9 protein-coding genes are annotated in these 7834 nt (G+C 63.0%); 4 read left to right on the top strand and 5 right to left on the bottom strand.

The genetic code is table 11. The features are described 5' to 3' along the window. Together AB5Y54_RS06360 and AB5Y54_RS06355 are read right to left on the bottom strand one after the other, a co-directional pair. The coding region (locus AB5Y54_RS06360; protein ID WP_368153273.1) for an IS1595 family transposase at positions 1–678 on the bottom strand (678 nt) is incomplete at its 3' end. A gap of 146 nt (positions 679–824) precedes the next feature. Continuing rightward, a complete protein-coding gene (locus AB5Y54_RS06355) occupies positions 825–983 on the bottom strand; it encodes a hypothetical protein (protein WP_005332188.1) in 159 nt (52 codons plus the stop codon). A gap of 172 nt (positions 984–1155) precedes the next feature. On the opposite strand from AB5Y54_RS06355, the gene AB5Y54_RS06350 reads away from it, so the two are divergent. Beyond that, entirely contained in the window at positions 1156–1782 is a 627-nt protein-coding gene (locus tag AB5Y54_RS06350; protein WP_039040401.1) for a lysoplasmalogenase, read from the top strand. A 60-nt stretch (positions 1783–1842) separates the two neighbouring features. On the opposite strand, the gene AB5Y54_RS06345 is transcribed toward AB5Y54_RS06350, so the two are convergent. Together AB5Y54_RS06345 and AB5Y54_RS06340 are read right to left on the bottom strand one after the other, a co-directional pair. Then, positions 1843–3396, bottom strand: a complete 1554-nt coding sequence (locus AB5Y54_RS06345) for a DHA2 family efflux MFS transporter permease subunit (RefSeq protein WP_042864576.1) — start codon at positions 3394–3396, stop codon at positions 1843–1845. Further along, complete coding sequence (locus AB5Y54_RS06340) at positions 3396–4448, bottom strand: HlyD family secretion protein (RefSeq protein ID WP_010672585.1); 1053 nt, start codon at positions 4446–4448, stop codon at positions 3396–3398. Before AB5Y54_RS06340 ends, AB5Y54_RS06345 begins: the two co-directional genes overlap by 1 nt. Positions 4449–4545: 97 nt before the next feature. Between AB5Y54_RS06340 and AB5Y54_RS06335 the strand changes: the two genes are divergently transcribed. Further along, entirely contained in the window at positions 4546–5448 is a 903-nt protein-coding gene (locus AB5Y54_RS06335; RefSeq protein ID WP_010672586.1) for a LysR family transcriptional regulator, read from the top strand. 240 nt (positions 5449–5688) lie between these two features. Continuing rightward, complete coding sequence (locus AB5Y54_RS06330) at positions 5689–6003, top strand: DUF2007 domain-containing protein (RefSeq protein WP_010672587.1); 315 nt, start codon at positions 5689–5691, stop codon at positions 6001–6003. 15 nt (positions 6004–6018) lie between these two features. Here the strand turns inward: AB5Y54_RS06330 and AB5Y54_RS06325 are convergent, their stop codons facing one another. Then, positions 6019–7302 (bottom strand): dicarboxylate/amino acid:cation symporter, encoded by a 1284-nt coding sequence (locus AB5Y54_RS06325; RefSeq protein WP_010672588.1) that lies wholly within the window; start codon positions 7300–7302, stop codon positions 6019–6021. A gap of 208 nt (positions 7303–7510) precedes the next feature. On the opposite strand from AB5Y54_RS06325, the gene AB5Y54_RS06320 reads away from it, so the two are divergent. Beyond that, positions 7511–7756 (top strand): YecH family metal-binding protein, encoded by a 246-nt coding sequence (locus tag AB5Y54_RS06320; protein WP_039040405.1) that lies wholly within the window; start codon positions 7511–7513, stop codon positions 7754–7756. Positions 7757–7834: the final 78 nt, after the last annotated feature.

Genomic DNA, 7834 nt, shown 5'->3' with positions numbered 1-7834 from the left:
GCCGTCGCTACACAACACCGCATCTGACGAGACAAGGGGTGTCAAAACAGCTATCACCGTCTCGGCATTCATTTTCTCCAACTGAAAATCCGCATGGTGACCAGCCCGGTCCTGAACCACCATCACCGGGATGTAATCCGGCCCTGTGCCTCGGGTACGGCCTTTGCCCCCACGGTGGCGGGCCGGGCGGGGCAAACCACGTTGCCCTTTAAACGACTCCAAGAAGAAGGTCTCATCAACCTCGACGATACCCCCTTCCCGTGCCGCCTGGTGACTCGCCATGGCTTTCAGGAAGCGGTGACGCCACAAGAAGGCGGTGTTTTTACAGACTCCGCAGCGGACGGCAGCCTGTCGGACGGTCAGACCGTCGATGAGGGCCTGGGCGTAGTCTTCCCAGCATTGTGCCTTGCGAAGTCGAGCCAGAGGCGTCTTGGTGAGAACGGAACTGGTGCGCAGACACTGCTTGCAGCGATAACGACGCAGCCCTCGACTCCAACCCCAGGGAGCCAACTGCGTAGCCTCGGCCTGACAGTGAGGGCAACATCGACAAGCGGGGAGTTGAGCGGCCAGCGAGGTGATTGGGTGAGGGGTAGTGAGTTCATGTTGCGCGAGGCGACGCTGGCGCATGGTGAGCTGTGGAAAGAGAGACAGTAGATGTTGAAAGGCTTGGGTATCCATGATGGAGGCCCTCAGGGTGATGACCTACTTCAAGGTTAGCCTTTCAACATGTAATTGGGACAGCGCCATAAAAAACGGCGCCTTCGGGCGCCGTTTTTTTATGCTGGGCTGTGATGCCGGCCGCTTCGGGCCATCAGTCCAGGGCATCAGTTGGACTGGGTCTGCTTCTGTTTTTGCAGTTGGTCGAGGGTCTGCTGCTCCTGCGGGCTGAGGCCAAGCTGCTCGCAGGCCTGTTCAAAGCTGATGCCAAGATGGCACATCATGATGTCGATAGCGGGCAGGTAGTTGGTCATAGCGTCTTCCATGGTGATCCTCCAGAGCTGTCTCTTATGCCCGAGGGCGGGGATGGGGGCAATTAGACTTTAGGTGTAGGGTGCCATCTGCTTCAGCCTCTGCCACTGACCGGGGGAATTTGCTACTCTTGCGGGCACTAAAGAGGTTGCCGCCCCAGGGCGAGCAGCCGGTGAGGAGCAGGGCATGTTATTGAGTTTCTTGATCATCGCATCGGGCTGGTGGCACATCCGCGCGGCTTACGGCTCAGACTCCCGTCAGTTCTACATCAGCAAGCCCCTGACCATGCTGTTCATCATCGCCCTGGCGTTTGGCTACCAAGGTGACGATCACAACGGCTCCCACGCCTGGATCCTGCTCGGTCTCTGCCTGTCGCTGGCGGGGGACGTGCTGCTGATGCTGCCACGGGATCGCTTCATCCAGGGGCTGGCGGCATTTTTTGTCGCTCACCTCTGCTACATCGTCGGTTTCGCCCAGGGGCCCCTGGTGCTCAAGCTGGTGGACGGCCTGCTGCTGTTGCTGGTGGCTGGTATGGTGTTCGGGCTCCTGTGGGGCCAGCTTGGCGAGATGAGGATCCCCGTCTTCTGCTACATGCTGGTGATCATCGCCATGGCCTGGGTGGCTGCCGGTGCCTGGCATGCCTCTCTCACTGCCGGCAGCGCCGCCGCCCTGGTGGGGGCGCTGATGTTCCTCTTCTCCGACAGCATGCTGGCACTGGACCGCTTCCGCCGCCCCTTCCCCCATGCCACGGCCTGGATCATGAGCAGCTACTTCGCGGCCCAATTCCTGATCGCCGCCTCCCTGGCGGGCTGACCGGCGGGCATCCATGAAAAACGGGCCTTCTGGCCCGTTTTGCTATGTGATCCCCACCTTTCACGCCTCGACCGGTTCTGCGTCAGGGGCCCTCGGGGCCGGCTGCTTGAGCAGCAGCATCAGGGCGCTGGCGACGAGCAGGAAGATACCCATCACGTAGAACACCTGGTTGTAGGCCATGATGGCCGCCTCGCGGCTGATGGTGTTCGACAGCATGGCCCGGGCCTGCAACTGGGCCTGCTCCGGCCCGGCTCCCTGGGCCATCATGGTCTGGGCCAGCTGCATCAGATAGGCCTGCCCCTCGATGCTGGTGGCGGCCAGGGTGCTGCCGATCTGGCTGACATGAGTCCGGGTGTCGTTGTCGATCAGGGTGGCGATGATGGCGATGCCGAAGGCGCCCCCCAGGTTGCGCAGCACGTTGAGCAGGGTCGAGGAGGAGGGGATCTCGTCCGGCGTCAGGCTGGCGGTCGCCACCAGGGAGAGGGGCACCATGATGAAGGGCTGTCCCAGGGCCCGCACGATGAGGGACTGGATCAGCTGGGGCCCGGCGTAGTCGGCATTCATGTTCACGTTCATGAAGCAGCTGATGGCGAAGACCAGAAAGCCGAAGCTCACCAGATAGCGCGGATCTATCTTGTGGGTCAGCTTGGGGACCAGGGGGAGCACCAGCAACTGGGGCAACCCCATCCACATCAGCACCTCACCGATTTCCAGGGCGTTGTAATTGTGGATCTGGGTCATGTAGAGGGGCAGCACATAGATGGAGCCCATCAACCCCATGCCGAGCACCAGGTAGGCGAAGCAGGCCAGGGCGAAGCGCGGGTTGTGCAGCAGCCGCAGGTTGACCAGGGGGTGGCGGCGCAGCAACTGGCTGATGACGAAGAACACCAGGGCCACCACCGAGATGACGGTGAGCCGCACGATGAAGCTCGAGCCGAACCAGTCCTCCCGGTTGCCCTCTTCCAGCACCACTTCCAACAGGCCGAGACCCACCGCCATGGTGAGGATACCGATGAGATCCACCCGCTTGATCACCTCCCAGTCCACCGGCTTCCTGTCCAGCCCGTGGGCCAGCATGGCCATCACCAGCAGGCCGGGCGGCACGTTCAGATAGAAGATGTAGTGCCAGGACATCTGCTCCGTCAGCCAGCCCCCCAGGGTCGGGCCGATGGCGGGGGCGAAGGTGGCGCACAGGCCGAACAGCGCCATGCCTGTGGCTCGCTTGTGCAGCGGCAGCAGGCTGACGATGAGGGAGAAGGCCATGGGGATCAGGGCCCCGCCGGTAAAGCCCTGCAGCGCCCGAAAGACGATCATGCTGGTGAGGTTCCAGCTGAACGAGCAGAGCACGGAGGCGACGATGAAGGCGCCCGTGGTCCACAGCAGGTAGCGCCGCACGCTCAGTCCCCGGCTCAGCCAGCCGCTCAGCGGAATGGCGATCATCTCCGCCACCAGATAGGAGGTGGAGATCCAGGAGCTCTCGCTCAGGGTGGCCGAGAGTGCCCCCTGAATGTCTTTCAGGGAGGCGTTGGTGATCTGGATGTCGAGGATGGCCATGAAGGCGCCGATGAGGCCCCCCATGACCGCGATCCAGTTGCGGCGTGGTATGGCGTCCATCAGTGGGCGGCCACCACGGGATCAGGGGTGCGGGTGTCGACGATCACCTCGGTGGAGAGGCCGGGCAGCAGCTTGCCCGCCAGGGCGCCCGGATCCGGGATACGGATCTTGACCGGCACCCGCTGCACGATTTTGGTGAAGTTGCCGGTGGCGTTCTCCGGCGGCAGCAGGGCGAACTTGGCGCCGGTGGCCGGAGAGAGGCTGTCGATGATCCCCTCGACCGGTTGATCCGGATAGGCATCCAGGATCACCTCCACCTTCTGGCCCGGCTGCATGTGCTGCAACTGGGTCTCTTTGAAGTTGGCCTCGACCCACACCTGGCTCAGGGGCACCAGGCTGGCCACCTGCATACCGGACTGGACGTAGAGCCCCGCCCGCAGGCTGCGCTTGCCGATGATGCCGTCAGCCGGGGCTCGCAGCTCGGTGTAGCCGAGTTCCAGCCTGGCTTGTTCAAGCTGGGCCTCGCTCAATGCCAGCCTGGCCTGGTTCTGCTTGGCTTCGGCATCCAGCACCAGCAGCCGCTCGCGGGCGGCCTGCAGGGCGGCTTTGGCCTCCAGTGCCTGGGCCTGGTTGACCTGCAAGCCGGCGCGCACCTCGTCCAGGCTGTCCTGAGAGCTGTAGTGACGCTCATTGAGCTGGCTGACCCGGCGCACCTGCTGCTGGGCCCGGACCTGCTCGGCATTGGCCGAGCTGACTTTTGCCTCGGCCTGGCGGATGAGGCTCAACTGCTGGATACGGGTGGCGGCGAGGTTATCCGCCGTCGCCTGGTTGAGGTGCAGATCGGCCTCGGCCTCCGCCACCTTGGTCCTGTATTCGCGGTCGTCGAGCCGGGCGATGAGCTGGCCGGCCTTCACCGCCTGGTTGTCGGTCACCAGTACTTCGCTGATGTAGCCGGAGAGCTTGGAACCGATGCCGGTCACCTCGCTTTGCAGGTAGGCGTTGTCGGTGCTCTCGAAGTAGCGGCCATGCAGATACCAGTAACCGGCAAACAGCAGGCCGAGCAGGGCCAGCACCAGGGCGGCCAGCAGGGGGATCTTCTTGTGTTGACTCATGATATTGGTTTTCCTGAACTGTGGCGGGCAGGCTAACATCGTGCAACTGTTTCGATTAGTATCCATTCATGAGATATACAGTTTCACTGGTGAAACAATGGACCTGAATGCTGCCTTAATCCTCGTTCGTATCGTCGACAAGGGCTCCTTTACCGCCGCTGCCCAGGAGCTGGGCATGACCAAGGCGACGGTGAGCCGCCGCATCGCCGAGCTGGAGCAGCGTCTCGGCGCGCGGCTGCTCTATCGCTCCACCCGGCAGCTCACCCTGACGGAAGCCGGTGAACAATATTATCTACGCTGCAGCAAGGCGGTGGAGGAGCTGGCCCAGGCCGAGCTGATGCTCAGTGCCAGCCAGCAGGAGGTGACGGGGACCCTCAAGCTGGCGGTGCCCATCGAGACGGGACAGCTGGTGGTGGGCAGGCTGGTGGCGAACTTCCTGCAAGCCTATCCGGGCATGAAGGTGGAGCTGGAGCTGACCAACCGCATCGTGGATCCCATCAGCGAGGGGCTGGATGCCATCGTGCGGGTCGGCGACATGAGCGACTCCAACCTGGCGGCGCGGCGTCTCTGGAGCACCGAGCGGCTGCTGTGCGCCAGCCCGGACTATCTGGCGCGCCACCCGGTGATCCAGAGGCCCGCCGATCTGGTGCATCACGAGCGGATCGCGGTCAGCACGGGGTTCCTCGCCTCGCACTGGTGTTTCGAGCTGGATGATCGCGAAGTGCTGGTGGATCCCCCGTCCCGCTTCCAGGTCAACAACATCACCTGTGCCAGGGAGGCGGCGAAGGCGGGGCTGGGGCTGGCTTCCCTGCCTGCCATGCTGTGCCATGATGAGCTGGCGAACGGGACGCTGGTCTCCTTGCTGCCGGAGTGGCAGCAACCCAGGGTACCCATCTACCTGCTGTTTCCCGAGCGGCGCCTGATGCCGCGCAAGCTGAGGGCATTCATCGATTTTCTGGTGGCCAACGGCCCGGCTTATGGCATCGACAAGCTGCTGTAAGGGTTTCGAGGACAACGTATGGAGCGGTGGATGAATCTGTATCGGGCATCGCACTCCCGGAAGATGCTCGCCCTGGAATGATTGTAGTGCTGGTGATGACGGCACTGGCAAGGGTTTCGAGGACAACGTATGGATCAGTGGATGAATCTGTATCGGGCATCTCGCTCCCGGAAGATGCTCGCCCTGGAATGATGGTAGTGCTGGTGATGACGGTACTGGCAAGGGTTTCGAGGACAACGTATGGATCAGTGGATTAACTTGTATCGCGCCTCTCACTCCCTGGAGGCGCATGCCCTGAAAGGGGCCTTGGAGGTAGAGGGAGTCAGGGTGCGCCTCAGCGGCGAAGGGCTCTCCGGCGCGCTCGGGGAGCTGCCGGTGGATCTGCTGCAAGTGACCCTGATGGTGAACGAGCGGGATCGTCAGCGGGCGGGCCGGATCATCGAGCGCTACCAGCAGCGCCAGGGCAACGGCTGGCTGTGCGGCCAGTGCGGGGAGGAGAACGGCGCCAACTTCGATATCTGCTGGCGCTGCCATCACGATCCCCAGGATCATTGAACGCCCCTCGCGCCCTCAGCGCAGGGTGAAGTCGATGTCATCCCCCGCATGGGCATCGTGGTAGGTGGCGAGATCCAGCTCCTTCTCGCTGCGGGCGATGAGCACGGAGACCAGGATGTCGCCGGAGACGTTGACCGTGGTGCGCGCCATGTCGAGGATCCGGTCTATGCCGGCGATGAGCGCCACCCCTTCCAGCGGCAGTCCCACGGCAGTGAGGGTCAGGGTCAGCAGCATCAGCCCGGTACCGGGTGTGCCCGCCGTGCCGATGCTGGCCAGCGTGACGATGCTGATGAGGGTCAGGTAGTCCACCAGATGCAGATCTACCCCGAAGGCCTGGGCCACGAACAGGGCGGTGACTCCCTGATAGAGGGCGGTGCCATCCATGTTGATGGTGGCGCCGATGGGCAGCACCTTGGCGGTGATGGCGGGGGAGACCCCGAGCCTGCGTTCGGCGCAGGCCAGGCTGATGGGCAGGGTGCTGCTGCTTGAACTGCTGGTGAAGGCCACCGCCTGGGCATCGACGATGCTCTTGAAGTAGTGCAACGGGTTGAGGCGCGCCATCAGGAGCAGCAGGCCGCTGTAGACGCCGAGCACGTGGAGCAGGCAGCCGAGGTAGACGGCGCCGATCACCTTGAGCAGCGGCAACAGCAGGCTGACGCCGTACTTGCCGGTCATCCAGGCCATCAGGGCGCAGACGCCATAGGGGGCCAGCGCCATCACCATCTGGGTCAGCTTGAACATTCCCTCTGCCAGGGAGGTAAAGAACAGGATGGCGGGGCGGCCGCGTCGTCCGGTGGCGTTGAGGGCGAGAGCGAGGGCCACGGCGAACACGATCACCTGTAATATCTTGCCATCGCCCATGGCCTGCACCGGGTTGCGCGGCACCAGGTGGCTCAGCACGCTGGCCAGGGTAGGTTGCTGCGCCATGGCGCCCCGTTCATAAGGACCCATATTGGCGCCCATGCCCGGTTCCAGCAGCCAGCCCATCATCAGGCCGATGCAGATGGCGACGGCGGTGGAGCAGAGATAGAAGCCGATGGCCTTGCCGGCGATGCGGTCGAGCCGCTTGCCCTTGAGCAGGGCGGTGAGGCCTGCCAGGACGGAACAGAAGATGAGGGGCACCATCAGCATCTGGATGGTGTTGACGAACAGGACGCCGATGGGCTTGAGCAGCAGGGCCTGCTCGCTGAAGCAGAGTCCCAGACCTATCCCGGTCAGCATGCCGAGCAGAGTCTTCAACCAGAGCGGGCGACGGGTCCAGATCCGCCAGGGTTTGAAGACCAATCCATGGAACAGCATGACGCCAATGTCCTTATTTTCTGTCTGCGGTGGCAAAAAGGGGCGACAGTGTAGCCATCCCCCCGTCAGGTTGCCACATTATCGACAAAGCGGCGCTCACGACCAGCCCGCTGGCGTTAAAAAAGGCGTTTTGTTGGCCTATATCAAGAACCCTCTCCGGGCTTCGGGCTTTAATTGTCATCTGACATGATGATTAAAGAGGTTCGAGATGTCCCAATCGATACACGGTCACGAAGTGATGGAGATGATGCTGGAGCAGGAGAGTCCGTTTACCCGGGCCAGCCTCAGGGCGGCGATCGCCTCGCGCTTCGGTGCCGAGGCCCGGTTCCACACCTGCAGCGCCAGCGAGATGGACGCTGACGCCCTGATCGACTTCCTGGCCAGGCGCGGCAAGTTCATCGACTCGGAGTCAGGGTTCCAGACCCGCGCTGACAAGATCTGCAACCACGGATGATCGCCAGCGGCGAGCGCGGTTGGGCGCTCGCCGAATCCCGCCACCTTTGTTATATTTCGCCCTCCTTCCCCTCTTGTT

Origin of the sequence: Aeromonas sp. s9 (genome assembly GCF_040907765.1) — a bacterium.
GTDB lineage: Bacteria > Pseudomonadota > Gammaproteobacteria > Enterobacterales > Aeromonadaceae > Aeromonas > Aeromonas caviae.
The sequence above is the reverse complement of the archived record's forward strand: the minus strand, read 5'-3'. Positions and strand labels throughout refer to the sequence as shown.